Origin of the sequence: Thioalkalivibrio sp. AKL7, assembly GCF_000381705.1 — a bacterium.
In the GTDB taxonomy this organism is placed as follows: Bacteria; Pseudomonadota; Gammaproteobacteria; order Ectothiorhodospirales; family Ectothiorhodospiraceae; genus Thioalkalivibrio; species Thioalkalivibrio versutus.
This window is the reverse complement of sequence record NZ_KB906950.1, coordinates 12,231-33,094: the sequence shown is the minus strand read 5'-3', so window position 1 is coordinate 33,094 and position 20,864 is coordinate 12,231. Positions and strand designations below refer to the sequence as shown.

At 66.7% G+C, this 20,864-nt stretch carries 24 protein-coding genes and 2 tRNA genes; 10 read left to right on the top strand and 16 right to left on the bottom strand.

Annotated features, from left to right (window positions below):
- Positions 1-50: 50 nt before the first annotated feature.
- The 7 genes from G315_RS0107170 to G315_RS0107140 form a co-directional block, all read right to left on the bottom strand.
- On the bottom strand, positions 51-797 hold the full coding sequence (locus tag G315_RS0107170) for a ThiF family adenylyltransferase (RefSeq protein ID WP_019612212.1): 747 nt from the start codon (positions 795-797) through the stop codon (positions 51-53).
- Positions 794-1,576: a TatD family hydrolase gene (locus G315_RS0107165; protein ID WP_019612211.1), complete on the bottom strand. Its 783-nt coding sequence runs from the start codon at positions 1,574-1,576 to the stop codon at positions 794-796. Before G315_RS0107165 ends, G315_RS0107170 begins: the two co-directional genes overlap by 4 nt.
- A gap of 10 nt (positions 1,577-1,586) precedes the next feature.
- Positions 1,587-2,621, bottom strand: coding sequence for an NADP(H)-dependent aldo-keto reductase (locus tag G315_RS0107160; RefSeq protein WP_019612210.1), 1,035 nt, complete (start codon positions 2,619-2,621; stop codon positions 1,587-1,589).
- 30 nt (positions 2,622-2,651) lie between these two features.
- Positions 2,652-3,782 (bottom strand): FIST C-terminal domain-containing protein, encoded by a 1,131-nt coding sequence (locus tag G315_RS0107155; protein WP_019612209.1) that lies wholly within the window; start codon positions 3,780-3,782, stop codon positions 2,652-2,654.
- Positions 3,779-4,237, bottom strand: a complete 459-nt coding sequence (locus tag G315_RS0107150; protein WP_018175893.1) for a hypothetical protein — start codon at positions 4,235-4,237, stop codon at positions 3,779-3,781. Before G315_RS0107150 ends, G315_RS0107155 begins: the two co-directional genes overlap by 4 nt.
- A 108-nt stretch (positions 4,238-4,345) precedes the next feature.
- On the bottom strand, positions 4,346-5,236 hold the full coding sequence (locus G315_RS0107145; protein WP_018144895.1) for a phosphoribulokinase: 891 nt from the start codon (positions 5,234-5,236) through the stop codon (positions 4,346-4,348).
- 46 nt (positions 5,237-5,282) lie between these two features.
- A complete protein-coding gene (locus tag G315_RS0107140; protein ID WP_018144894.1) occupies positions 5,283-7,121 on the bottom strand; it encodes an SLC13 family permease in 1,839 nt (612 codons plus the stop codon).
- A 267-nt stretch (positions 7,122-7,388) separates the two neighbouring features.
- Between G315_RS0107140 and G315_RS0107135 the strand changes: the two genes are divergently transcribed.
- Complete coding sequence (locus tag G315_RS0107135; RefSeq protein ID WP_018144893.1) at positions 7,389-8,237, top strand: universal stress protein; 849 nt, start codon at positions 7,389-7,391, stop codon at positions 8,235-8,237.
- 27 nt (positions 8,238-8,264) lie between these two features.
- Here the strand turns inward: G315_RS0107135 and trmB are convergent, their stop codons facing one another.
- From trmB to thiS, 3 genes are read right to left on the bottom strand one after another with little or no spacing between them, the layout of a single operon-like run.
- Positions 8,265-8,993: a tRNA (guanosine(46)-N7)-methyltransferase TrmB gene (trmB, locus tag G315_RS0107130; RefSeq protein WP_018144892.1), complete on the bottom strand. Its 729-nt coding sequence runs from the start codon at positions 8,991-8,993 to the stop codon at positions 8,265-8,267.
- A gap of 2 nt (positions 8,994-8,995) precedes the next feature.
- Entirely contained in the window at positions 8,996-9,799 is an 804-nt protein-coding gene (locus G315_RS0107125; RefSeq protein ID WP_018144891.1) for a thiazole synthase, read from the bottom strand.
- A 48-nt stretch (positions 9,800-9,847) separates the two neighbouring features.
- Positions 9,848-10,054, bottom strand: a complete 207-nt coding sequence (thiS, locus tag G315_RS0107120; RefSeq protein ID WP_018144890.1) for a sulfur carrier protein ThiS — start codon at positions 10,052-10,054, stop codon at positions 9,848-9,850.
- Between the two features lie 65 nt (positions 10,055-10,119).
- Between thiS and G315_RS0107115 the strand changes: the two genes are divergently transcribed.
- The 3 genes from G315_RS0107115 to G315_RS0107105 all read left to right on the top strand — a co-directional run bounded on the left by G315_RS0107115 (position 10,120) and on the right by G315_RS0107105 (position 10,862).
- A tRNA-Gly gene (locus tag G315_RS0107115) sits at positions 10,120-10,193 on the top strand.
- 82 nt (positions 10,194-10,275) lie between these two features.
- Positions 10,276-10,713 carry a Fur family transcriptional regulator gene (locus G315_RS0107110; RefSeq protein ID WP_018144889.1) on the top strand — a complete coding sequence of 146 codons (438 nt, stop codon included), beginning with the start codon at positions 10,276-10,278 and terminating at the stop codon, positions 10,711-10,713.
- Positions 10,714-10,786: 73 nt separating this feature from the next.
- A tRNA-Thr gene (locus G315_RS0107105) sits at positions 10,787-10,862 on the top strand.
- Between the two features lie 28 nt (positions 10,863-10,890).
- Here G315_RS0107105 and G315_RS0107100 read toward each other — a convergent pair.
- A complete protein-coding gene (locus tag G315_RS0107100) occupies positions 10,891-12,186 on the bottom strand; it encodes a DEAD/DEAH box helicase (RefSeq protein ID WP_018144882.1) in 1,296 nt (431 codons plus the stop codon).
- A 115-nt stretch (positions 12,187-12,301) separates the two neighbouring features.
- Here G315_RS0107100 and trxA point away from each other — a divergent pair, with 115 nt between their 5' ends.
- Positions 12,302-12,628 carry a thioredoxin TrxA gene (gene trxA / locus G315_RS0107095; RefSeq protein WP_018144881.1) on the top strand — a complete coding sequence of 109 codons (327 nt, stop codon included), beginning with the start codon at positions 12,302-12,304 and terminating at the stop codon, positions 12,626-12,628.
- Positions 12,629-12,817: 189 nt separating this feature from the next.
- A complete protein-coding gene (rho, locus tag G315_RS0107090; RefSeq protein WP_018144880.1) occupies positions 12,818-14,077 on the top strand; it encodes a transcription termination factor Rho in 1,260 nt (419 codons plus the stop codon).
- 291 nt (positions 14,078-14,368) lie between these two features.
- On the opposite strand, the gene G315_RS0107085 is transcribed toward rho, so the two are convergent.
- The 5 genes from G315_RS0107085 to rph form a co-directional block, all read right to left on the bottom strand.
- Positions 14,369-14,617 carry a transcriptional antiterminator, Rof gene (locus G315_RS0107085; RefSeq protein ID WP_018144879.1) on the bottom strand — a complete coding sequence of 83 codons (249 nt, stop codon included), beginning with the start codon at positions 14,615-14,617 and terminating at the stop codon, positions 14,369-14,371.
- Positions 14,614-14,808 (bottom strand): CPXCG motif-containing cysteine-rich protein, encoded by a 195-nt coding sequence (locus G315_RS0107080; RefSeq protein WP_018144878.1) that lies wholly within the window; start codon positions 14,806-14,808, stop codon positions 14,614-14,616. The genes G315_RS0107085 and G315_RS0107080 overlap by 4 nt, the downstream gene beginning before the upstream one ends.
- Complete coding sequence (gene hemW / locus G315_RS0107075) at positions 14,808-16,076, bottom strand: radical SAM family heme chaperone HemW (RefSeq protein WP_019612208.1); 1,269 nt, start codon at positions 16,074-16,076, stop codon at positions 14,808-14,810. The genes G315_RS0107080 and hemW overlap by 1 nt, the downstream gene beginning before the upstream one ends.
- A gap of 243 nt (positions 16,077-16,319) precedes the next feature.
- Positions 16,320-16,943 (bottom strand): RdgB/HAM1 family non-canonical purine NTP pyrophosphatase, encoded by a 624-nt coding sequence (rdgB, locus tag G315_RS0107070; RefSeq protein ID WP_018175886.1) that lies wholly within the window; start codon positions 16,941-16,943, stop codon positions 16,320-16,322.
- An 8-nt stretch (positions 16,944-16,951) separates the two neighbouring features.
- Positions 16,952-17,671, bottom strand: a complete 720-nt coding sequence (rph, locus tag G315_RS0107065) for a ribonuclease PH (protein ID WP_018948416.1) — start codon at positions 17,669-17,671, stop codon at positions 16,952-16,954.
- A 120-nt stretch (positions 17,672-17,791) separates the two neighbouring features.
- Between rph and G315_RS0107060 the strand changes: the two genes are divergently transcribed.
- The 4 genes from G315_RS0107060 to G315_RS0107045 all read left to right on the top strand — a co-directional run bounded on the left by G315_RS0107060 (position 17,792) and on the right by G315_RS0107045 (position 20,864).
- Complete coding sequence (locus tag G315_RS0107060; RefSeq protein WP_026182059.1) at positions 17,792-18,655, top strand: YicC/YloC family endoribonuclease; 864 nt, start codon at positions 17,792-17,794, stop codon at positions 18,653-18,655.
- 3 nt (positions 18,656-18,658) lie between these two features.
- Complete coding sequence (locus G315_RS0107055; protein WP_018144873.1) at positions 18,659-18,877, top strand: DUF2835 family protein; 219 nt, start codon at positions 18,659-18,661, stop codon at positions 18,875-18,877.
- A 142-nt stretch (positions 18,878-19,019) separates the two neighbouring features.
- Positions 19,020-19,451 carry an Hsp20/alpha crystallin family protein gene (locus G315_RS0107050; RefSeq protein WP_018175884.1) on the top strand — a complete coding sequence of 144 codons (432 nt, stop codon included), beginning with the start codon at positions 19,020-19,022 and terminating at the stop codon, positions 19,449-19,451.
- 507 nt (positions 19,452-19,958) lie between these two features.
- Entirely contained in the window at positions 19,959-20,864 is a 906-nt protein-coding gene (locus G315_RS0107045; RefSeq protein ID WP_018144871.1) for a DnaJ C-terminal domain-containing protein, read from the top strand.

The window sequence follows — 20,864 nt, the reverse complement described above, 5'->3', positions numbered from 1 at the left end:
CGCCTCGCAATGACGAGTCGATACGGGTTGCTGTACTCGATTCGTGTGCGTCAGCTGCGGGTGATTAGGGTCTGGATCACGTGGCCGGCGGCGGTCAGGCCGAAGATCGCGGGCAGGTAGGAGATGGTGCCGTTGACCGAGCGCGGGCGCCCGCCGTCGCCGACCGGCCGGTGTTCGGTGCCCTTGCGCGGCTGCTCGATGGAAAACACCACGGGGTAGTCCAGGTGCGCGCCCAGGCGTCGCAGGCGCTTGCGCATCTGCCGCGCGAGCGGGCACACGCGGGTATCGGCCAGCGGCCCCACGCGCACGGCCGTCGGGTCGATGCGCCCGCCCGCGCCCATGCTCGAGATCACACCCTGCCCGCGCGCCTGGGCGGTCGCGACCAGCGCGGCCTTGCAGACGATGGAGTCGATCGCGTCCAGCACGAAGTCGGCATCCTCCGGGACCAGGTCGCCGATGGTGTCGGGCTGGAGGAAGTCCTGGCGGATGGTGACCTCGATGCCGGGATCGATGTCGCGGATGCGGTTCGCCATGATCTCGGTCTTGGGCCGGTCCACGGTGGAGCGCAGCGCAACGAGCTGGCGGTTCAGGTTGGAGGCCCCGACCACGTCGTGATCGGCCAAGGTCATGCGTCCGACCCCGGCCCGCGCGATCGCCTCGGCCGCGTAGCTGCCCACACCGCCCAGTCCGGCGATGAAGACATGCCGATCGCGCAGGCGCGCGGTGACGTCATGCCCCAGCAGCAGATCCGTGCGTTCGGTATAGGGATTGTGCGGGGCGTCGGCGGGCGAGCTCATGCAGCGGAACCGGTCGGGAGCCGGAGGACCCGGCGTGCGTTTTGTGACGTGATTATAGCCATCTCGGCCGGATCCATGTCTCGCAGGGCCGCGAGCTGGCGGTTGACCTCGGCCGTCATGGCCGGTTCGTTGCGCTCGCCCTGGTGTCCGGCCAGCGGTTGGTCCGGGGCGTCCGTCTCCACCACCAGCGCCTCCAGCGGTGCGTCGCGCACCACGCGGTGCAGTTTCTTCGCGCGCTCGTAGGTCACGGGTCCGCCGATCCCGAGTGCAAAGCCGAGATCCGCCGCCTGCCGAGCCTGCTGCGGACTCCCGATGAAGGCATGCAGGATGCCGGTAATACCCGGGTGCTGGCGCAGGCCCTTCAGGACCTCGTCGAGCGCGCGGCGGCTGTGGATGATCACCGGCAGCTCGCGTTCCCGGGCGATGGCCAGTTGCCGCGTATAGAAGCGCCACTGACGGTCCCAGTCGAGCTCCTGGTGATAGCCGTCCAGTCCGATCTCGCCGACGGCGACGGTCTCCGGGTGCGCGTCCAGCCAGGGCTCCAGCGCGTCGAGGTCGTCATCGGCATGATCCTGCAGGAAGATTGGGTGCAGACCGTAGGCGACATGCAGACCATCGTAGTGCCGGTGCAGGGCGTCCAGATCCGGCCAGCGGGCACGCGTGACGCCGGGCAGGACCAGCTCCCGCACGCCGGCGGCGCGGGCCCGGTCCAGCACCGCCGGGCGGTCCGGATCGAACGCGTCGAGGTCCAGGTGGACGTGCGTATCGATCAGGTGCAACGGATCCGACCTACGGACAGGGGTAGGTATAGCGGGCGTGGATCGCCTCGATGGCCTCCAGCACGGCGTCGGACAGGGTGATGTCGACGGTGGCGATGTTCTCGCGCAGCTGTTCCATAGTGGTCGCGCCGACCAGGTTGCTGGTCACGAACGGTTGCTGGTTGACGAACGCCAGTGCCAGCTGGGTTGGGGTCAGCCCGTGTTCGGCGGCGAGCCTGGCGTACTCGGCGGTGGCGGCCAGGCCGGATTCGTTGCTGTAGCGCTGGAAGCGCTCGAACAGGGTCAGGCGCGCGCCCTCGGGTTTGGCGCCGTCCAGGTACTTGCCGGAGAGCATGCCGAAGGCCAGCGGCGAATAGGCCAGCAGCCCCGCGTCCTCGCGGATGGCCATCTCGGCCAGGCCCGCCTCGAAACTGCGGTTGAGCAGGTTGTAGGGGTTCTGGATGGAGACAATGCGCTCGGACAGGCCGCGGTCATGTGCGCGGATCCATTCCATGAAGCCCCACGGGGTCTCGTTGGAGATGCCGATCGTCCGCACCCGGCCGCTGTCGACCATGGCCTTCAGGGCGGCGGCGGTCTCCTCGATCGGCGTGGCGTTATCGTCGGGCTGGTGGCTGTAACCGAGCTGGCCGAAGAAGTTGGTCGCGCGCGCCGGCCAGTGCACCTGGTAGAGGTCCAGATAGTCGGTCTGCAGCCGTTTGAGGCTGTCGCTCAGGGCCTGTTCGATGTGCTCGCGGTTCAGCTGGGGGCCGCCGCGCAGGTAGTCGATCATGCCGGGGCCGGCGACCTTGCTGGCCAGCACGACCTGGCCGCGATTCTTGCGCTGCGCCAGCCAGTTGCCAATATAGGTCTCGGTCAGGCCCTGGGTGTCTTCGCGCGGCGGCACCGGGTACATTTCGGCGGCGTCGATGAAGTTCACGCCCTGCCCCAGCGCGTAGTCGAGCTGCTCGTGCGCCTCGCGCTCGGTGTTCTGCTCGCCCCAGGTCATGGTGCCCAGGCCGATCAGGCTGACTTCGATATCGGTATGTCCCAGCTTGCGGTACTGCATGCCTTCTCCCGGGGTGTGGTGGGGTGCGTTTCAGGTGAACAGGGTCAGGACCCCGGTGTAGCCGTACAGGCGGTTGGCGAAGATCTCGCCATTGGCGAAGAAACCGACCAGGGGTACGTCCCCCAGTCCCTTTTGCACGATAGCCAACTCCGCGCCTTCCTGCCCGAACTGGTGGCGTCCGCGCCCGACACAGGAGACGTAGAGCGCCCCGCGAATCCCGTTGGGTGCCTGGGCGCGCACCTGTTCCAGCATGCGTTCGAGGTCGTCGCGGGCGGCCTGGCCGTCGCGGCGCACGAACAGGATCTGCGACCCCGGTTCCAGCATCTCGCCGATCGCGAGGACCTCCTGGTCCAGGTCCACCCCGATGATGTTGCGCACGCGATAGTCGCCGGTATCCGAGCCGGCGATGGGAAAGCCGACCAGGATGTAGCCCAGCGCGCGTTCCAGATCGCGCGACAGGACATCGCCGATGATGCCCTTGAATGCCGGCAGCGCCTGCTGCCCGTCCAGGCGCACGATGATGTTGCGCCAGGTCTCGGTCAGCTCGTGCTGGCCGGGCAATGGTGTGCAGCCCTGGCTGTGGCGCGCGGCGATGGCGACATCGTCGCGCAGCGCCAGGCCGGTGATGCCCGAGGCGGAGACCCCGTCGGCGATCTGTACCACGCCGGGCTCGCCGGAGTTGACACCCCCGGTGGCGAACCAGGCGCTCCGCTCGCCGATCTCGGTCAGTATGCCTTCCAGGCCCTCCGTTTGGGGGTCGGCATTCAGGATCAGACGCCCCGGGGTCTGCGGGTCGAGGAAGCCGTCCAGTTCCTGTACCAGATCCTCGAAGCGACGGACCGGATGGTAGATGACCCGAACACTGGATGCCGGGAACTCGCCGATCATCAGGGTCACACCGGGTTGCTCGTAGAGCTCGTCGCGCGGGCCGATGATCGCCATGGCCATGCCGCCGACGAAGTGATCGATCCCGAGGCCTTCGCGCAGGTGTTTCAGCAGGCTGCGGGCGTGGCGGCTCAGGGGGTCGGAGAGATAGATGAAGCCGACGCGTACCTGATCATCGCCACGTACCGGCTGTTCGCCGAGCTCGGCGATCAGGGTGGTGGCCAGGGCCCCGGGCTCGTCGCCACGGGCGGTCGCGCTGCGAAAGGGTGTGGTCATAAACCGAGATGCTCCAGCATGCTGAGGGCCTCGTTGTCGTCGACCGGCAGGCCGGTGTGCACGTGCAGGCCGCCGTCTTCGGCGAAGACCAGGCGGGCGTGGTGGCGAGTGTCCAGTTCCTCCAGAAACCAGGCGATCTCGGAGGGGTGCACGGCATGCTGCCCGCGCGTCAGGTGGCGCACGAGGATGGCGTCCTCGCGTACGTCCAGAAACAATGGCTGGGGTAGCTCCAGCGGCAGGATGTAGGTCTGTACCAGCCATTCCACCGGGGTGGGTCGCCGCCGCGGCAGTGGCCGGCTGTCCATGCGGAAGTGCCCGCCGCCACCCGGCTGCTTGATCAGCTCCTCCAGCCAGTCTCCGTTGAAACCCTGGTGCACGATCAGCGAGCGTCCGTCGTAACGGCTGCGAAAGCGCTCCATTTGCTGGGCCGGCCGTGGCCCGAAGAGTCCGAACACGCCAACTCCGTCCTGTTGGTTAAAGCCCGAATCCTAGCGGAATGCCCGGCCTTGAACGAAAAAAGCCCCGCCGGAGCGGGGCTTGGGAACTTCTCTTGGGCTTGCGGATCAGCCGCGACGCGACAGCATCTCGTGGATGATCGGGGCCAGAATGACCTCCATCGCGAAGCTCATCTTGCCGCCCGGGACCACCAGGGTCTTGGGATCGGACATGAAGGAGTCCGGGATCATGTTCTGCAGGTACGGGAAGTCGATGCCGAGCTTCGCCGGATCCTTGAAGCTGATCACCACCATCGACTCGTCTGGGGTCGGCACCGCGCGGGCGATGAACGGGTTGGAGGTGTCCACCGTCGGCACGCGCTGGAAGTTGATGTCGGTGTAGCCGAACTGTGGGGTGATGTAGTTCACGTAGTCCGGCATGCGCCGCAGGATCGTGTCGACGATCGCCTCGGCGGAATAGCCGCGCTCGGCGTTGTCGCGGAAGATCTTCTGGATCCACTCGAGGTTCACGATCGGCACCACGCCGATACCCAGGTCCACGTGCTGCGCGGCGTCGACTTCGCCGTTCACGACCAGGCCGTGCAGGCCTTCGTAGAACATCAGATCGGTGCCCGGCTGGATCTCTTCCCAGGGGGTGAACTCGCCCGGTCCAAGGTTGGTGCCAAGGCGCTCGTTGTGCTCGGCGGCCTCTTCGTCGGAGTGCAGGTAGTAGCGCTTCTCGCCCTGGCCGGTCTCGCCGTAGGTCTTGAACAGCCCCTCGATGCGATCGAACAGGTTGGCTTCGGGGCCGAAGTGCGAGAAGTGATCGTTGCCGTCGGCGGCGGCCTTCTGCATCGCCTCCTTCATTGCCTTGCGGTCATAGCGATGGAAGCTGTCGCCCTCGATCACAACCGGGCTGATCTGCTCGCGACGGAAGATGGACTCGAAGGAGCGCTTGACGGTGGAGGTGCCGGCACCCGAGGAACCGGTCACCGCAATCACGGGATGCTTCTGGGACATGGGATTTCTCCTTGCAAACGGGTTGCTAAAGGTTGCGTTTAACAGACTAGAAAATCAGGTTGAGCATGAACATGGCGACCACGGCGAACAGGATGGTCATGATGCCGCCCGCCTTCATGAAATCCTTCACCCGATAGCCGCCGGGGCCCATGATCAGGGCGTTCACCTGGTGGGTCGGGATCAGGAAGGAATTCGAGGTGGCGATCGCCACGGTCAGCGCGAACACGCGCGGGTCGGCATCCATGCCCGCGGCCTGCGCGGCGATCGCGAAGTTGATCGCCAGCGGCACCAGCAGCACGGTCGCGCCGACGTTGGACATGACCAGCGTGAAGAACGTGGCCAGGGCAAAGATCGTCGCCTGCAGCACCCAGGGCGGTACGGTCCCCAGCATCTCCAGCGTGTTCTGCGCGATCCAGGCGGCGGTTCCGGTGTTCTCCACCGCCATGCCCAGCGGGATCAGTGACGCCAGCAGGAAGACGGTCTTCCAGCTGACGGCGCGATAGGCGTTGTCGAGGCTGATGACGCCGGTCAGGATCATGCCCAGTGCGCCGGTCAGTAGCGCGACCGAGAGCATCAGGTCGGTGAACACGATCAGGCCCACGGTCAGCGCCAGGAAGAACAGTGCATGCGGCACCTTGGACGGTACCAGTTCCTCGCGCGGATAGTCCGACGTGATCACCACGAAATCGCGGTCCTGCTCCAGCCGGGCCAGCGATTCCCAGGTGCAGTGCACCACCAGGATATCGCCCGGTTCCAGGGGGATGTCGCGCAGCCCCTCGCCGTAGGTCTCGTTGCCGCGCTGGATGCGCATCACCGACAGGCCGTAGGTCTGGCGCATCGCCAGTTCGGTGACCGTCTTGCCGGCGAGGTTCGAGCCCGGCGCGATGGCGACCTCGGCGACGCCGGAACGCCCACTGTCCAGGGCGTTGGCGAACACGTCGAGATGGGTGCTGGGACGCTTGCGCGTGCCCTCGCACAGCTTTTCCATGCGTGACGGGCTGGCCAGCACGGCCAGGTGCGAGTTGGCCTGGATCTCGTAGCCGGTCCACGGTGCCATGCGCAACTCGTCGCGCATGTAGGTGCCGACGATCGCGATCCCGGTCTCGCGCTCAATCTCGGCCACCGTGCGCCCAACCATCGGGTCGTTCTCCGGGACGAACAGCTCATGGATCTCGTAGGACAGGCCGTACACGCGTTGGAAGTAGTCCTGTGCACTTTCGCGCTGGGTGGCCTTGCTCTTGACCGACGGCAGTACGAAGCGGCCCAGCAGCACGAAGTAGACGATGGCGGTCGCCAGTAGGGCCAGGCCGATCGGGGTCACGTCGAACAGCTGGAACGGTTCCATGTCCGACGGCAGCAGGTCGTTCAGCAGGATCAGCGGGCTGGACCCGACCAGGGTGATGGTGCCGCCGACGATCGCGGCGAAGCCCATCGGCATCAGCAGGCGCGACAGCGGGATGTTCAGACGATTGGAGATGCGGCTCATCACCGGCATGAACAGCGCGGCTGCGCCGATGTTCTGCATGAAGCTGGAGATTACGCCGACGGTTCCGGAGACGGTCGGGATGATGCTTTTTTCGGTGGTGCCACCCACGCGCATGATGAACGCCGCCACCTTGTGCATCACGCCGGTCTTGTCCAGGCCGGCGCCGATAATCATCACCGCGATGATCGAGATCACCGCATTGGAGGCGAAGCCGCTGAACAGCTCTTCCTGGCCGACCAGCATCCCGAGTCCGGGCACCAGCGTCAGCAGGCCGAGCAGGACCATCACCGAGATCGCTGCCAGGTCGACCCGGATGATCTCGGAGACAAACAGGAAGATCGTGAACGCGAGCAGCGCAAGCACCACGATCATCTCGGTGGTCAGCGTAAGGTTTTCCATGTTCCAGTCGTGTCCTGAGGACCCGCGCCGGACGGCGCGTGGCCAGAAGCCGAAAAAGGGGACTCGCGCCGGGCGCAGGCGCCGAGGCGGGTCGGAGGAAACAGATTCCGCCTTTCCCTTGAAAGCGCGGGATTATTTCATCCCGCGGGCACGGACGCAAAAAATGCGCCGGCGTCGGGTTGGCGGTTCGGTCGGCGCGGCCCCGAGTGCTGGCGTTTGCCGGCATGTCGGTTATGCTTGGGAAAAAGTCCAGGTGGAGACCCCAGCATGTCCGAATCCGATGCCCCGCTGTGCCGTTTCGAGACCATCGTCCTGGCGACGGATGGCTCCGAGTTCAGCGAATCCGCCGAGAATGTGGCGCTGGATCTGGCGCAGCGCTGTGGTGCGCGCCTGATCGTCGCACGGATTATCCGCACCGATACCCAGCACGATGCGTTGTCTCCGCCGCGCAGCCACGAGGCGAGCGTTGCCGGCCAGACCGATCTGGATGCACTGGAAAAGCGCGCCCGCGAGGTGGGCATCGATGCCTCCATGATCCTGCGCCACGGGGTCGACCGGCACCAGGAGATCGTCGCCATTGCCGAGGAGTTCAAGGCCGGGCTGATCGTCATCGGCCGACGCGATCGCGGTGACCTCTCGCGCCTGATGGTGGGTGACGCCACGCGCAAGGTCGTGGGACTCGCACCCTGCAACGTGATGATTGTCCCGCGCGGCGCCCAGGCGCCGCATCGCGGGCTTCTGGTGGGGACCGACGGCTCCGACCTTGGGGACCAGGCCGCGCGCGCCGCAATCGAGCTGGCCGGCTATTGCAAGCTTCCGATCACGATCGTGTCCGTGGCGGTCCCGGGGCAGAACGAGGAGCGGCGTCAGGAGGGCGTTCAGGCCATCCAGCGTCTGCAGGGCGAGGCCCGCGAGAATGGGCTGGAGGCCGATGCGACCTTCGAGGAGGGGCGCCCCGAGGTTACCCTGCTGGAGGTCGCTGCGCGCGACCATCGCGATCTGGTGGTGGTCGGCAGCCACGGGCGTACCGGGCTCAAGCGCCTGCTGATGGGCAGCGTGTCCGAGCGCGTGATTGGCGGGGCTGACTGCCCGGTCCTGGTGGTCAAGAACGTCTGATCCGACCCGGCATCGCGCCGGGTATCATCAGGCGGGTTCGTCGGTGCGTCGGTAGAGCAGATCGGCGACCTGGTGGCCGCGTTGCTCCCCGCGCCGTTCGAACTTGGTCACCGGGCGCTCCGGTGGCCGGCCGGGAGCCGGGATCGGGCCGTCCGGCACGAACCATGGCCGGCATTCCTCCAGCACCACCATCATGTGTTCGGCATATTCGGCCCAGTCGGTTGCCAGATGCAGCCGCCCGCCCGGCCGGATGCGCGTCGCCAGGTGGCGCACGAAGGCCGGCTGGATCAGGCGCCGCTTGTGGTGGCGCTTCTTGTGCCAAGGGTCGGGGAAGAACACCTGCACGCAGTCCAGGCTGGCGGGCGTCAGGTAGTGCTCCAGTAGTTCCACCGCATCGACGTCGCTGACGCGCACATTGGTCAGGCCGAGCTGCTCCACCTCGCGCAGCAGATGCCCGACCCCCGGTCGATGGACCTCGGTACCGATGAAGTCGCGTTCCGGCTGGTTTTCCGCCTGCTCGGCCAGGCTCTCGCCGTCCCCGAAGCCGATCTCCAGCGTCACGGGTGCCGTGCGCCCGAAAACGGAAGTCAGGTCCAGCGGTGCCGCGGGTTCCGGTAGCTGCAGGCCAAAGCGCGGGGACAGTTCGTCCAGGGCCCGCTGCTGGCCCGGCGTCAGCCGGCCCTCGCGGCGCACGAAGCTGCGGATGCGGCGGTAGAACGGCTTGTCGTCCGTCTCGGCGTTGGCGTGGTCGCTCATGCTCAGCTGAAGAACAGGCCAGTCTGCGGCGAGGAGGCCGAGGCGTAGCGCCGCGGCGCCATGCGCCCGGCGCGGAAGGCCTGACGCCCGCCGATGATCGCGTGGCGCATGGCCGAGGCCATCAGCACCGGGTCATCGGCCGCGGCGATGGCGGTGTTCATCAGCACGCCGTCGCAGCCCAGCTCCATTGCGATCGCGGCGTCCGAGGCGGTGCCGACTCCGGCATCCACCAGCACCGGAACCGAGGCGTTCTCCACGATCTCGCGGATGTTGTAGCGATTCTGGATGCCCAGGCCCGAGCCGATCGGCGCGGCCAGCGGCATGATCGCCAGGCAGCCGATGTCTTCCAGGCGCTTCGCCAGCAGCGGGTCGTCGGTGGTGTAGACCATCACGTCGAAGCCCTCGGCCACCAGCGTCTCGGCGGCCTTCACGGTCTCGAAGACGTCCGGGTACAGGGTCTTCTCGTCGCCCAGGACCTCCAGCTTCACCAGGTTGTGGCCGTCGAGCAGCTCGCGCGCCAGGCGGCAGGTGCGGATCGCATCCTCGGCATTGAAGCAGCCGGCAGTATTCGGCAGCAGCGTGTAGCGCTCCGGCGAGATCACGTCCAGCAGGTTGGGTTCGTCCGGGTTCTGGCCGATGTTGGTGCGGCGGATGGCGACGGTCACGATCTCCGCGCCGCTCGCCTCGATGGCGTCGCGGGTCTGGTCAAGATCGCGGTACTTGCCGGTCCCAACGAGCAGGCGGGAGGTGAACTCGCGCGTGCCTACGCGGAACAGGTCGTCGCCGGACGCGGCCGATTCGGTCATGGTCATTCCTTCGTTGAAAAGTGGTCGCAGGCCGGGCGGCTGGGCAATCTAGCCGCCCCCGATTGCCTGCACGATCTCCACGCGATCCCCGGGTTTCAGAGGATGGGCCGCGTGCTCGCTGCGCGGGACCAGCTCTTCGTTCACCTCCACCGCCAGACGGCGGCCGCCAAGGCCGCGTGCCTCGATCAGCGCGGCCAGGGTGGCCTCGCGATCATCGGGGAGTTCAATGGGTTCGCCGTTCAGCTGAATCTGCATGGTTCTTCGACTGCTCAGTTTACCGTTGAGCCGGAGGCCGACAAGGCCTACAATCGGCGCCGCAAGCGGGTGTAGTTCAATGGTAGAACGGGAGCTTCCCAAGCTCTTAATGTGGGTTCGATTCCCATCACCCGCTCCATTCTATCAGGCTTCCCGGCCTCACCGGTCCCCGGAAAGCGGGATATGGACTTGCTCCAGATCCCTGTTATATCGTCGGAATCATGAACATCGACTCCAACAACCCGGATCTGCTCTCGGTCCACGCCGCGCGCGAAATGCTGCGCGAGCACGCGATCTCCCCGACCGAGCAGCGCGTCGAGATTGCCCGCGTGATGTTTGCCCGCCATCAGCACCTCAGCGCCGAGCAAATCCTCGGGCAGCTAATGCGGCATGCCTCGCGGGTGTCCAAGGCCACGGTGTACAACACCCTGAACCTGTTCGCCGAGAAGGGGCTGGTGCGCGAGGTCGTGATTGATCCGGCCAAGCTGTTCTACGACTCCAACCTGAATCCGCATCACCACCTGTTCCATACCGATACCGGGCAACTGGAAGACGTGGATCCGGCGCGGATCGACATCTCCGATCTGCCCGCCCTGCCGGAAGGCAAGGAGCTCGAGGGTGTGGACGTCGTCTTCCGCGTGGGCCGCCGCCGCTCCTGAGCCGGTGATCGGTCGATTGTCCGGGCTCGCCGGATTGTGGTCGGCACCGGCCCTCGCTATCATGTCGCGCTTCGCCGGTGTAGCTCAGTTGGTAGAGCAATCGATTCGTAATCGATAGGTCGGAGGTTCGACTCCTCTCGCCGGCACCATCTTTTTCTGTGGTTTTCCCGCGTCCGCTCAGCCCCGGTTGCCGCTGCGCTGCGGGCGGCTGCCTCCGGGGCGGCCGCCTCCGCCGGAGCGCGGGCCACCGCGGCGATCGTCGCGCGGCTTGCGCGGGCGTGGCTTCGGCTTGACCGCATCCTGGAACAGGCGTGCCGGGTCCACGCTCGCGGTGGGGATGCGCTCGCCCAGGTAGCTCTCGATATCCGGCAGGTAGAAGGCCGAGTCCTCGCAGCCGAAGCTGATCGCGTCACCTTCGGCGCCCGCACGTGCGGTGCGCCCGATACGGTGCACGTAGTCCTCGCCGGACTGCGGCAGATCGAAGTTGAAGACATGCGTGACCGCCGGGATGTGCAGCCCGCGGGCGGCCACGTCGGTCGCCACCAGGTAGGTGTATTCGCCAGCGGCGAAGTGTTCCAGCAGCTGCGAGCGCTTGTTCTGCGGCACGTCGCCGGACAGCAGCGCGGCCTTCTGGTCGTTCACGTTCAGCCAGTCGCAGACCTTCTCGGCGCCATGCTTGGTGTTCACGAACACGATGGCGCGCTCCGGCTTGAGGTCGCGTGCGAGCCCGAGGAGCAGCGGGATCTTTTCGTCATTGGCCGGGTAGTAAATCACCTGGCGCACGCGGTCGGCAGTCAGGGTCTCGGCCTCGACCTGGACCTTTTCCGGATTGTTCATGTGCTCGTAGGCCAGCTCCATCACGCGGAAGGACAGTGTGGCGGAGAACAGCATCGACAGGCGTTCGCTGGCCGGCGCGCAGCCACGCATCAGAAAGCGCACATCCTTGATGAAGCCGAGATCGAACATGCGATCCGCCTCGTCCAGCACCACCACCTCCGTATGCTTGAGCCCGAAGACCTTCTGCTTGAAGTAGTCGATGATGCGTCCGGGCGTGCCGATCAGGATGTCGGCGCCGGCCTCCAGCTGTTCGCGCTGGCTGTCGTAGCCGGTGCCGCCGTAGGCCAGCGCGAGCTTCAGCCCGGTCTCGGCGCCCAGCGATTCGGCATCCTTGTGGATCTGGATCGCCAGTTCGCGGGTCGGGGCCAGGATCAGGGCGCGCACGTCCGTCGGCCGCCGGTTGGGCGACGGCTGCTGGCGCAGCAGGCGGTTGAAGGTCGCGATCAGGAAGGCGGCCGTCTTGCCGGTCCCGGTCTGGGCCTGGCCGGCGACGTCGTGGCCGGCCAGGGCGATCGGCAGGGTCTGTGCCTGGATCGGGGTGCAGGTTGCGAAACCGGTGGCGCGGATGCCCGCCTGGACGGGTTCGGGCAGATCGAGCTGGTCGAAACGGGGGGTGTCCTGCACGGTTTCGGTCATGGGGTTCCTCGGTTCCTGCGTATTACTTGAACTGTCCGGCGTTGATCGTCGATAGTAAGGGCCGTGCAGCCGGCGGTGCGGGCTGCTCCCCCAACCCAAGTCATGAGGGCTCGGAGTGAGCGAGAAAATTGTGTACACATCGGACGCCGGTTTCGACGAGGACGTCCTGAAGGCGGATCAGCCGGTCCTGGTGGACTACTGGGCCGAGTGGTGCGGGCCCTGCAAGATGATCGCCCCCATTCTGGACGAAATCGCCGAAGAATACGCCGGCAAGGTCAAGGTCGCCAAGCTGAACATCGACGAAAACCCGTCCACGCCGCCGAAATACGGCATCCGCGGGATCCCGACGCTGATGCTGTTCAAGAACGGCGATGTCGAGGCCACCAAGGTCGGTGCCCTGTCCAAGTCGCAGCTGACCGCGTTCCTGGACCAACACCTTTAATGCTTGGGCCTGGCGGTTAACCGCCAGGCCTCGCAGGCGCCCGGCTTCACCGGGGTTGCCCCGCGCCGCCGCCTCGCTTACCATCGAACCAGTTCGAGTGGCCGCCAGGCCATTCCCTGCCTCCTTCTAGTCAATCCGAGTGACCACCCCCGGTCGCCGATCATCCACGTTGAACACAGCATCCCACGCATGAATCTGACCGAATTGAAGCGGATGTCCGCTGCCGATCTCGTGGCCTTTGCCGAAGAACAAGGCATCGAGAACACGTCCCGTGCCCGCAAGCAGGAGATCATCTTCGCCCTGCTCAAGGCTCACGCGAAGAGCGGCGAAGCCATCTTTGGCGACGGTGTCCTCGAGATCCTCTCCGACGGCTTTGGCTTTCTCCGCAGTGCCGACAGCTCCTATCAGGCCGGGCCGGACGACGTCTATGTCTCGCCCAGCCAGATCCGACGCTTCGGATTGCGCACCGGCGATACCATCTCCGGCAAGATCCGCCCGCCCAAGGACAACGAGCGCTATTTCGCGCTGTTGAAGGTCTCGGAGATCAACTTCGAGCCGCCGGAGAACGCCAAGCACAAGGTGCTGTTCGAGAACCTCACCCCGCTGCATGCCAACAAGCGCATGCGCATGGAGCGCGGCAATGGCTCCACCGAGGACATCACCGCGCGGATCATCGACATCGTCTCGCCGTTCGGCAAGGGCCAGCGCGGCCTGATCGTCTCCCCGCCCAAGGCGGGCAAGACGCTGATGCTGCAGAACATCGCCCAGAGCATCGCCGGCAACTACCCCGAGTGCTATCTGATCGTCCTGCTGATCGACGAGCGCCCGGAAGAGGTGACCGAGATGGACCGCATGGTCCAGGGCGAGGTCGTCTCCTCCACCTTCGACGAGCCGGCCCAGCGCCACGTGCAGGTCGCCGAGATGGTGATCGAGAAGGCCAAGCGCCTGGTCGAGCACAAGCGCGACGTGGTGATCCTGCTGGATTCCATCACCCGCCTGGCGCGTGCCTACAACACCGTCTCCCCCAGCTCCGGCAAGGTGCTCACCGGTGGTGTGGATGCCAACGCCCTGCACCGCCCGAAGCGCTTCTTCGGTGCCGCGCGCAACGTGGAAGAGGGCGGCAGCCTGACCATCATCGCCACCGCGCTGGTCGAGACCGGGTCGAAGATGGACGAGGTGATCTACGAGGAGTTCAAGGGCACCGGCAACATGGAGCTCCAGCTGGAGCGGCGCATCGCGGAGAAGCGTATCTACCCGGCGATCAACGTGAACCGTTCCGGCACCCGCCGCGAGGAGCTGCTGACCGCACCCGACGAGCTGCAAAAGCTCTGGATCCTGCGCAAGTTCCTCCACGGCATGGACGACATCGAGGCCATGGAATTCCTGCTTGGCCGCATGCAGTCGTCCAAGACCAATTCCGAGTTCTTCGACCAGATGAAGCGCAGCTGACAGGGGCCGGGCTACGCCCGGCCCCTGTCATCGCGAGAGTCAGCGAAGCGATCGCCCCACGCAGCCGGCCCCTTCCCGGGCTGGCGCTGCGAGCCCTTCTGATTGCCCCACAGAAGGCACGGGGAGCATAGAGAAGGCTATTCTGGCTCAGCGGAATTGGGTTCTCGGGGGTGGCGAGTCGCCGAAAGAACCGGTCACAGATGCCCCCCAAGGGGTTCTTCGCCTTCCCCCGTGTTTTCTGGGGTGCCGCAAGCAGACGAGCCACCTCACCGGCCGCAGCCCGGATGGCGTTCAGCCCGGGACCGGCTCGAAGCTGATCAGCCGGTCCAGGCGCCACCATTGCCGCCGGCCCTCGGCGTCACGCAGGATCAGGTACTCCGCGCTGCGCCGGGTGCGCAAGTCCAGCGGCCGCACGATCGCGATGCGGTCCATCTCCCCGCGGCGCCAGTGCGTGCGCAGGGACTGACCGTGCAGGATGGCCAGCTCCAGCTCGGAATAGCGCTCGCAGTCGATCGGGGTATACGGTGGCGCCGCGCTCACTCGCCCTCCCGCTGGGCAGCGACGCGCGGAATCTCCTCGTCGCCGGCATCCACGCGGCGGAACACGATGGGGGCACAGCACACCGCGCAGTCCTCGACCCATTCGCGGTCATTGCTGACCATGTCCACCGTGATCTCGCCGGGCTCGCCGCACCAGGGGCAGGCGAAACCAACAAACTCGACGGGACGCATTATCGACCCTCCTCCCGGCCCGCGGGCCAGGCTATCGGCGTGGCGATCGAGTCCTGCGGAGTCCCTTCCGGAAGAAAACGCTCCAGCACGTCATTGAGAAACGCCAGGCCCCGTTCCGTGGCCTGCAGGCGCTCCGTATCCGCCCCCAGCAGCCCGTCCGCGCGCAGTTCGGAAAGCGCCGGCTCGAGCGCCGCCAGCGGCAGGCGGCAATGCGCCTCGAAGCTCGCGGCCGGAACACCTTCCACCAGTCGCAGCGCGTTCAGCATGAACTCGAAGGGGCGCTCCGCCGTCGGCACGGTCTGATCGTTGTGCTGCTGCGGCCCGGCGAGATAGGCCTCCGGCTGGCGTGGCTTCATCCGCCGCAGGATTGTGCCATCGTGCACCTGCGTCAGCTTGCCGTGGGCCCCGGCGCCAATGCCGAGATAGTCGCCGAAGGTCCAGTAATTGCGGTTGTGGCGACATTCCTGCCCCGCGCGTGCATAGGCGGATATCTCGTATCGAGTATAGCCAGCCGCCGCCAGATAGGACTGGCCGCGAGTAAACAATTCCTCGATTGTGACGTCCTCCGGCAGTTCGGGTGGGCGCGCCGCGAACAGGGTGTTCGGCTCGAGGGTCAGCTGATACCAGGAGATGTGCCCCGGGTCCTGTTCGATGGCCGCCTGCAGGTCCGCCAGCCCGGCCGCCACCGACTGACCCGGCAGGCCGAACATCAGATCCAGATTGATCGCCTCGAAGCCGGCGGCCCGGGCATGTTCCACCGCGTCGCGGGCCTCGGTGGCGCCGTGGATGCGGCCCAGCCGGGCGAGCATCGCATCGTCGAAGCTCTGGACACCCAGCGACAGCCGATTGACCCCGGCCTCGCGGTAGCCGCGAAAGTAGGCGCGATCGGCGGTGCCAGGGTTGGCCTCCAGGGTCACCTCGCAGTCCGGGCGCAGCGGCAGCCGGGCACGCAGACCGGACATGAGAGCGTCCAGCGCCTCCGGCGGGAACAGGCTCGGGGTCCCGCCACCGATGAACACACTCTCCAGCCGTCGCCCCCATACATCCGGGAGCTGGCCCTCCAGATCCCGCAGCAGCGCCGCCACGTAGTCGTCGAACGGCGCCTCGCCGCGGGGCTCGTGGGAGTTGAAGTCGCAGTACGGGCACTTGCGCACGCACCAGGGCAGGTGGACGTACAGCGCCAGTGGCGGCGGATGGATCAGGGCGGAGTTCATGTGCGGAGCATAGGCGAGCCCCCGGGTGGCGTCGAAAGCACCCAGTCCCGTCATTGCGGCCTCCGACGTCTGGGTTTTCGCGCCGATCGCCACGGCGCTGCGCGCCTCGCGATGACGGTGTTTTTTGTCCCCGTCGTTGCGAGGCTCCGTAGGGGCCGTGGCACAAAAGCGCGAAGCGCGTTGAACGGCCGCAGGCCGGCCCGCAGGGCGAGCGCAGCGAGTAACCTCCCAACGACACCCCGGCGCATGTTCGGGCCCGCATCGGGGCCAGGCCCGGGAGCCAGGCAGGACCGGGTGTCAGGCCGTCGGGTTGCCCATACGGTTGCGCAGGCTGGCCACGAGCTGTTGCAGGGCCTGGCCGCGGTGGCTCAGGCGGTTCTTGGTTGCCGGGTCCAGTTCGGCCGAGGTGCAGCCTTCCTCCGGAACGAAGAACAACGGGTCGTAGCCGAAGCCCTCGGCGCCGCTGGCCTGCTCGGCGATGCGTCCGGGCCACACGCCCTCGACGATGAGCGGGGCCGGGTCCTCGGCGTGTTCCAGGTACACCACCACGGCGCGGAAACGCGCACCCCGCTGTTCCGGTGGCACGCCTTGCAACGCCTCCATCAGCCGCGCGTTGTTGGCGGCATCGTCGGCGTCCGTACCGGCGTAGCGCGAGGAGTAGATCCCCGGCTGGCCGCGCAGGGCCTCCACCTCCAGCCCGGAGTCGTCGGCGATCGCCGGCAGTCCGGTATGCCGGGCGGCGTTGCGCGCCTTCAGGATGGCGTTCTCCACAAACGTCAGGCCGGTCTCTTCGGCCTCCGGCACGCCATGCTCCGATTGTGGCTCGATCGCCAGGCCCAGTGGCTCCAGCAAGGCGCGGATCTCGCGCAGCTTGCCGGGGTTGCCGGTGGCCAGCACCACGCGTCGGGGTTCGCCGACCATGGCCTAAATCAGCCTTCGGCCAAAACGGCGCTCTGGGCCTCGCAGATCTCGCGGATGCCCTTCTCGCCCAGATCCAGCATCTGGTCCAGCTCGTCGCGGCGGAAGGCGTGGCCCTCGGCCGTGCCCTGGATCTCGATCACCCCGCCGGCCTCGTTCATCACCAGGTTCAGGTCGGTCTCGGCCTGGGAGTCCTCGTCGTAATCGAGGTCCAGCACCGGCGTGCCATTGAAGATGCCCACCGAGACCGCTGCCAGGTGCCCGTGCAGCGGGTCCTTGCGGATCAGGCCCTGTTCGCGTGCCTTGCGGATGGCATCGCGCAGCGCGACGTAGGCCCCGCTAATCGCGGCCGTGCGGGTGCCGCCATCGGCCTGGATCACGTCGCAGTCGACGATGATCTGGCGTTCGCCGAGGGCCTCGAGATCGACCGCGGCACGCAGCGAGCGGCCGATCAGGCGCTGGATCTCCATGGTGCGACCGCCCAGCTTGCCCCGGGCGGCCTCGCGCACCATGCGCTCGTGGGTGGAGCGCGGCAGCATGCTGTATTCGGCGGTGACCCAGCCGCGGCCCTTGTTCTTCAACCACGGCGGCACGCGCGACTCCACCGTGGCGTTGCACAGCACGCGCGTGTCCCCGAATTCCACCAGTACGGAACCCTCCGCGTGACGGGTGAAATGGCGGGTAAAACGCACGGGGCGCATCGCGTCGGCTGCTCGGCCACTGGGTCGCATGCTGTGATCCTTGCTAGATTTGAGAGGGGCGCAGTATACGGGCATGAGTGTAGTGCGTCGCCCGATGGGGCGACGCACTACACTCATGCCTTGCGCAGCAGGGACCGCAACGGGGGAATAATGATTACCAGCATGACCGGATTTTCCCGGCACGCCATCACCCTGGATGGGGGCGTGTTCGACTGGGAGCTCAAGAGCGTCAATCACCGCTACCTGGAGCTGCGGATCCACCTGCCGGATCACCTGCGCTCGCTGGAGGCCGAGGTGCGTAAACGCCTCAAGGGCCACCTGGCACGCGGCAAGGTGGACGTGGTGCTGCGTGACCGGGGCCAGGCGGACAACGCCCCGGAGGCCTTCGATCAGGAGCGCGCGCAGGCGCTGATCGATGCCTGCGCGGCGATCGAGCGAAGGATGCGCGATCCGGCCCCGGTCTCGCCACTGGACGTGCTGAGCTGGCCCGGCGTCCTGCAGGGCGCCTCGGATGCCGGCGAGGTCCTGGCGGAGCCACTACTGGCCGGCTTCGACACCGCGCTGGAGGCCCTGGTCGCGATGCGCACGACGGAGGGGGCGGCCCTGGCCGATGGCATGCGCACGCGCCTGGAGGCCCTGGCGGAGCATGCCCGGACGGTCCACTCGCGGCGTCAGCCGATGCTCGACGAGCAGCGCGAACGCATCCTGGCGCGCATCCGTGAACTGGACCTGCACCTGGACCCGAAACGCCTGGAACAGGAGGTCGCGTTGCTGGCCCAGCGCATGGATATCGCCGAGGAGCTGGATCGCATCGACGGTCACGTGGCGGCCGTGCGCGAGATCCTGGACCAGGGCGGGCCCAGCGGTCGGCGGCTCGACTTCCTGATGCAGGAGTTCAACCGCGAGGCCAACACCATCTCCTCCAAGTCGCACGATCTGGAGATCACTCGTGCCACAGTGGAAATGAAGGTCCTGATCGAGCAGCTGCGCGAGCAGGTGCAAAACCTGGAATAGCCCATGCGCCGGTTTCGCCTGCGCCTGGCGATCTCGCGCCAGGAGATGGAGGACTACTACACTGGCCGCGCCGCGGTGGTCTTTGCGCAGGCCGACAGCGGCGAAAGCGTGCAATTCCCGGCGCGGCTGCTGCGCAGCCATCTGGATCAGCGCGGCGTGCATGGCGTGTTCGAACTGATCACCGACGATGACTACAAGCTGAGGGAGTTTCGCCGTGTGTAAGGGAGGCGTTCATCAGCCTGCACAATCGGCGCGAGTGCGGGCGAGTACAGTGAGCGCCGTCTCCCTCAGGCCCTTGAAAACGCGGGAAGTGTCCCCTAACTGTAAGGGTGAGTCAGATGACACCCACACAGGAGGGAACACCATGACCATGACCCGCTACGAACCGTTCAGCCTGCTCGGTCAACTGTCGCGCGAACTTGGGCGCATGCCGGACATGCCCGGCACCGAGGACTCCGCCGCGACCTCCGACTGGGCCCCCGCAGTGGACATCCGCGAAGAGACCGATGCCTACGTGCTGCATGCCGATATCCCCGGGGTGGACCCGAAGGACATCGAACTGCACATGGAAAATGGCGTGCTGACCCTGCGCGGCGAGCGCAAGCACGAAAGCGAGGAAGAGAAGGATGGCTACAAGCGCATCGAACGCGTGCGTGGCTCGTTCTTCCGCCGCTTCTCGCTGCCGGATACGGCGGATGCCGAAAACATCTCCGCGCGCAGCGAGAACGGCGTGCTGGAGGTGCGCATCCCGAAGCAGGCCCGCGTGCAGCCGCGTCGGATCCAGATCGAGAACTGATCCGGCCTCACGTGCCCGGTGGGGATGCTCGCCCACCGGGCGAGACACGGGCGCTGCCCCGGGTTCCACCCGCGGTGGCGCCCGTTTTTTTGAACCTAGGGAAACACTGATCAATGTACACGTTCGCGTTGGCACCCCAGGTTTTCCGAGACAAGGCGCGTCGTGCAGCGGGTAGTGGTTCTACCCGCAAGCGGCGCAACGCAGGATCGGGGAACCTGGGGTGCCAACCCCACAAGCTATTGAAAGACGGGGCTCGGCCGCTTTTGCGCGCGCACGGCGTTGCGGCTCCCTTGTGCAGAATGACTGCACGGCAGTCGCCGCGCCTTGTTCGCACGCAAAAGCGACTCGAGCGCGAACGTGTACATTGATCAGTGTTTCCCTAGGGAGGCACGGATCTTTTTCTGCGGCTCCTGTCTCCCGGGGTGACAGCCGCATCCCGGCTATCATGCCCACTGGCGGGATCCGGGTGTCACCCGAGGACGCAGCCGCAACCGCTCGAGGAAAGCAATGGAATACAAGGACTACTACAAGGTCCTCGGTGTGAGCCGCGACGCGAGCCAGGACGAGATCAAGAAGGCCTACCGCAAGCTGGCGCGCAAGTACCACCCGGATGTCAGCAAGGACCCGGACGCCGAGACCCGCATCAAGGAGGTCAACGAGGCCTACGAGGCCCTGGGCGACGCGGAAAAGCGCAAGGCCTACGACCAGCTGGGCTCTAACTGGCGCCAGGGACAGGACTTTCGTCCGCCGCCCGGCTGGGACGGCCGGGCGCAATACGGCGGTGCCCGTGGGGGCGCCGATGCCGGTGGCTTCTCGGACTTCTTCGACTCGATCTTCGGCGGTGGCGGCATGGGTGGGGGGCGTCGCCGTGGTGGGGCCGGCTTCAACATGCGCGGCGCCGACCGCGAGGGGCGCGTGGACATCAGCCTGGATCAGGCGCTCAAGGGCACCGAGGTCTCGGTTCAGGATGCCGAGGGTCGGGTGCAGCGCGTGCGCATCCCCGCCGGGGCCAAGGATGGCTCGCGCCTGCGGGTGCGCGGCCAGGGCGACCCGGGCGTTGGCAGTGGTGGCGCCGGCGACCTGCTGCTGGAGATCCGGGTCAAGCCGGATAATCGCTACACGCTGGACGGTCGCAACCTCTACCGCGACATCCCGATCACCCCTTGGGAGGCCGCGCTGGGCGCGACGATCGAGGTGCCCACGCCGCATGGCTGGGTCAACCTGAAGGTCCCGGCCGGCACCCAGTCGGGCAAGCAGATGCGCCTGAAGGGCAAGGGACTGCCGGGCAAGCCACCGGGTGATCTCTACCTGAAGCTGCTGGTGCAGGTCCCGCCGGAGGACGAGGCCGGTGACTGGTACCGCAAGATGGCCAAGGAGTCGTCCTTCGCCCCGCGTGCCAACCTGGCGCCCTGA

Excerpts from the sequence above, each read along its gene's own strand:
- G315_RS0107170 (WP_019612212.1), bottom strand. The coding sequence starts at position 797 with ATGAGCTCGCCCGCCGACGCCCCGCACAATCCCTATACCGAACGCACG.
- G315_RS0107160 (WP_019612210.1), bottom strand. The coding sequence starts at position 2,621 with ATGCAGTACCGCAAGCTGGGACATACCGATATCGAAGTCAGCCTGATC.
- G315_RS0107155 (WP_019612209.1), bottom strand. The coding sequence starts at position 3,782 with ATGACCACACCCTTTCGCAGCGCGACCGCCCGTGGCGACGAGCCCGGG.
- G315_RS0107145 (WP_018144895.1), bottom strand. The coding sequence starts at position 5,236 with ATGTCCCAGAAGCATCCCGTGATTGCGGTGACCGGTTCCTCGGGTGCC.
- G315_RS0107140 (WP_018144894.1), bottom strand. The coding sequence starts at position 7,121 with ATGGAAAACCTTACGCTGACCACCGAGATGATCGTGGTGCTTGCGCTG.
- G315_RS0107135 (WP_018144893.1), top strand. The coding sequence starts at position 7,389 with ATGTCCGAATCCGATGCCCCGCTGTGCCGTTTCGAGACCATCGTCCTG.
- trmB (WP_018144892.1), bottom strand. The coding sequence starts at position 8,993 with ATGAGCGACCACGCCAACGCCGAGACGGACGACAAGCCGTTCTACCGC.
- G315_RS0107125 (WP_018144891.1), bottom strand. The coding sequence starts at position 9,799 with ATGACCGAATCGGCCGCGTCCGGCGACGACCTGTTCCGCGTAGGCACG.
- thiS (WP_018144890.1), bottom strand. The coding sequence starts at position 10,054 with ATGCAGATTCAGCTGAACGGCGAACCCATTGAACTCCCCGATGATCGC.
- G315_RS0107110 (WP_018144889.1), top strand. The coding sequence starts at position 10,276 with ATGAACATCGACTCCAACAACCCGGATCTGCTCTCGGTCCACGCCGCG.
- G315_RS0107100 (WP_018144882.1), bottom strand. The coding sequence starts at position 12,186 with ATGACCGAAACCGTGCAGGACACCCCCCGTTTCGACCAGCTCGATCTG.
- rho (WP_018144880.1), top strand. The coding sequence starts at position 12,818 with ATGAATCTGACCGAATTGAAGCGGATGTCCGCTGCCGATCTCGTGGCC.
- G315_RS0107080 (WP_018144878.1), bottom strand. The coding sequence starts at position 14,808 with ATGCGTCCCGTCGAGTTTGTTGGTTTCGCCTGCCCCTGGTGCGGCGAG.
- hemW (WP_019612208.1), bottom strand. The coding sequence starts at position 16,076 with ATGACGGGACTGGGTGCTTTCGACGCCACCCGGGGGCTCGCCTATGCT.
- rdgB (WP_018175886.1), bottom strand. The coding sequence starts at position 16,943 with ATGGTCGGCGAACCCCGACGCGTGGTGCTGGCCACCGGCAACCCCGGC.
- rph (WP_018948416.1), bottom strand. The coding sequence starts at position 17,671 with ATGCGACCCAGTGGCCGAGCAGCCGACGCGATGCGCCCCGTGCGTTTT.
- G315_RS0107060 (WP_026182059.1), top strand. The coding sequence starts at position 17,792 with ATGATTACCAGCATGACCGGATTTTCCCGGCACGCCATCACCCTGGAT.
- G315_RS0107055 (WP_018144873.1), top strand. The coding sequence starts at position 18,659 with ATGCGCCGGTTTCGCCTGCGCCTGGCGATCTCGCGCCAGGAGATGGAG.
- G315_RS0107050 (WP_018175884.1), top strand. The coding sequence starts at position 19,020 with ATGACCATGACCCGCTACGAACCGTTCAGCCTGCTCGGTCAACTGTCG.
- G315_RS0107045 (WP_018144871.1), top strand. The coding sequence starts at position 19,959 with ATGGAATACAAGGACTACTACAAGGTCCTCGGTGTGAGCCGCGACGCG.